Genomic DNA, 2,633 nt, shown 5'->3' on the forward strand with positions numbered 1-2,633 from the left:
AAAAAATGGTCGGGAAGAGAGGATTCGAACCTCCGGCCCCAGCGTCCCGAACGCTGTGCTCTACCAGACTGAGCCACTTCCCGACTGCATCCCAGAGGACACGCACATTTATACTACGCTCACCTTTTTTTGGCAAGAAAAAATCTGATGAAAAAAATCAGGCAGCGTTGACGGCCTCAGACAGTTTGCTGCCCGCCTTGAATTTGGCGGCGGTCTTGGCTGGAATCTCAATCGGCTGCTGGGTGCGCGGATTTTTGGTCTGACGGGCAGCCCGTTTCACTGCGGAAAAGGTGCCGAATCCAACTAAGGTTACTTTATCACCTTTGGCCAAGGCATTAGAAATACCATCCAACGCGCTGTTCAGCGCTTTCTCCGCTGCGGCCCTGCTGATATCTGCCGCTTCCGCCATTGAGTCAACCAATTCTTTTTTGTTCATCTCTGTCCTCTCTTCTTTTTTTTGACGTGCCTGCTGTCCGCAGCAGGCTTGAAACAGCCAGTTCCTCAACAACAGGCATTTAACAGGATAAATTTCTTTCTGTCAACGCCCATTGAGATCAAGAAATATCTTTTCCACGCCTGCGCTGTTCAGCAGGCCGCGCAGGTTCCGCAACACCGCCAGCGCAGACTTCCGCTCCATGTCCTGCTCTGCCAGCTGAAGACAGACCGTCCTTGCATCAAGCAGCCGCGCACGGCAGCCGGAAAACCCCGCATCAGCAAGCGTCTGCTCCATCGCTGCAACCTGCTCCAGCCGCTCTGCCGTAATGGCCATGCCCGCAGGAAGGCGTGTTGCCAAGCAGGAGCCGGAAGGCTGGTTCCATGTGTCTAACTTCAGCTCGCGGCTCAGTTCCCGCACTTCCGCTTTGCTCAGACCGCAGTCAGCCAAAGGCGTTCGCACTGCAAGCTCGGCGACTGCCCGCAGGCCGGGCCTTCCTGCTTCGCCCTGCTGAAGGTCATCAAAATTGGTGCCGTCAAGCAGGATATCAATGTTCTCTTCAGCCAGCAACGCCAGAAAGCGGCTGTAAACGCGCCGCTTGCACAAATAACAGCGTTCCGGCGGATTGGCAGTGAACTCCGGCCACGTCAGCGGCTGAAGAGCAATGATCTGCAAGCGAGCTGCCAAAAAGCCCAGCCGCGCAACCGCCTGTTCCTGCTCCGCCTTGCTTTGCAGGCAGGAGCGGGCGTGGAGAGCAAGCACGTTCTCCGCGCCCAAAGCATCGACAGCAATCCGCAGCAGAAGCGAGGAATCCGCGCCGCCGGAAAAAGCCACGCCGACGCGGTGATATTCCCGCAGCCGCCTGCGGAGCAGCTCCGCCTTTTCGTGGAGCCGCATGGCCTACTGTTACTCCTGCGGCTCCGGCTTGTCAAAGGAAAAATCAGCGGTTGGAAAATACTCCACCGGTTCGCCGAGATGAAACTTGCCTTGCTGGATCCAGCTTTTCAGCGTTTCTGCGATCTTTCTCGCGCCTGTGAGCGAGGAGAGCGGCGAGGTCGGCACTTTTTTGCCAGCCACCTCTATTTCTCCGCTTCTGAGCTGGGCGTAGCTGACTTTGCCGTAGGTTCTCGCCACGCCGTTGGTGTAGTCGTAGCCGTAATCCACGACATGGGTGAAGATTTCCTCATCCGACACGCCAGTGAACTGCGCCATCTCCTCATTGAGGATCGGGATAGGCACGCCTAAGCCGACCGCCAAGGAGCAGCCGTAGCCTTGCAGGCTGACTCCGCGCAGCCATTCCGGCGACATCTTCTTCAAATCGCCCTGCACCATCATCGTGCCCGCAGGCCGGACAGGCACGCCGTTGTCGCCGCGCGGGGCCGCCGGATTATGCTGCGTGCCTTGGAAGGTGACATAGCCCACGCCGCCGCCGAGGAAGATGCGGGTGCCAATGCCGATGGTCCGATACAGCGGATCATTGAGCAGCGGACTGAGCTGGCCCGCGCTGCAATAATTGGCATTGCGGCAGTTGGGCTTGAGCGTGCCCATATAGGTGTAGACAATGCGGTCAGAGAGATTGACCGCGCAGTTGTAATTCTGATAACCATTGCGCGGATTGCACAGCAACGCATAGGGCAGATCCGCCAAGGTGACTTCCTTGTGCATCTTGGTGTTGGCGTAGCAGTCGGTTGGGTAGGCTTTCACCTCCAGCAGCACCTTTTTGCCCGCCACCAAGTCCTCAATCACATGGCCGCCGCCGTAGCGGAACTCGCCGGGATAGACCTGATTGAGCGGGTCGTTTTCGGTCGGCTCGGTCGCGCCAATGTAGGCATCCACCGCCGCGAGGCCGGCATAGGCCGCCACTTTGTTCATCCACACCTTCTGCCCTTTGATGGTCGGATTGGTCTGGCCGAAGTTGAAGAACATGCCGGACGAGCACATGATCGAGAAGGTGCCGGTTGTGACCACATCCACCCGTCGGGCCGCCTCAACCGGGCCTTCCTTCTTGACGATGCCCACCATCTCATCCGCTGTGACCACCACCGCCTCGCCCGCTTTGATCCGGGCGTTGATTTCCGCATAGGTCTTGTTGACCTGAAACGCCTTGCTCATGTTTTTCTCCCTGCCCATTTTTTTGTTGCAAGTGCCGCCAGATGTTTTAGCATGTCAAAAACATGCTCACTATACCTGAACCCTGCGC

Annotated in this window: 3 protein-coding genes and 1 tRNA gene; all 4 read right to left on the reverse strand. The window is 57.7% G+C overall.

All coding sequences use genetic code 11. The annotated features are described in order from the left end of the window. Positions 1-6 precede the first annotated feature (6 nt). A tRNA-Pro gene (locus ACNKID_RS11025) sits at positions 7-83 on the reverse strand. Positions 84-157: 74 nt separating this feature from the next. Next, a complete protein-coding gene (locus ACNKID_RS11030; protein ID WP_417913481.1) occupies positions 158-436 on the reverse strand; it encodes an HU family DNA-binding protein in 279 nt (92 codons plus the stop codon). A 102-nt stretch (positions 437-538) separates the two neighbouring features. Further along, positions 539-1,330, reverse strand: coding sequence for an ATP-dependent sacrificial sulfur transferase LarE (gene larE, locus ACNKID_RS11035; protein ID WP_417913482.1), 792 nt, complete (start codon positions 1,328-1,330; stop codon positions 539-541). Between the two features lie 9 nt (positions 1,331-1,339). Next, the gene (locus ACNKID_RS11040; RefSeq protein ID WP_417913483.1) at positions 1,340-2,545 is read right to left on the reverse strand and encodes a homocysteine biosynthesis protein; all 1,206 of its coding nucleotides are present in this window, start codon (positions 2,543-2,545) and stop codon (positions 1,340-1,342) included. Between the last annotated feature and the right edge of the window lie 88 nt (positions 2,546-2,633).

This window comes from Candidatus Electronema sp. TJ, from assembly GCF_048287355.1.
GTDB lineage: Bacteria > Desulfobacterota > Desulfobulbia > Desulfobulbales > Desulfobulbaceae > Electronema.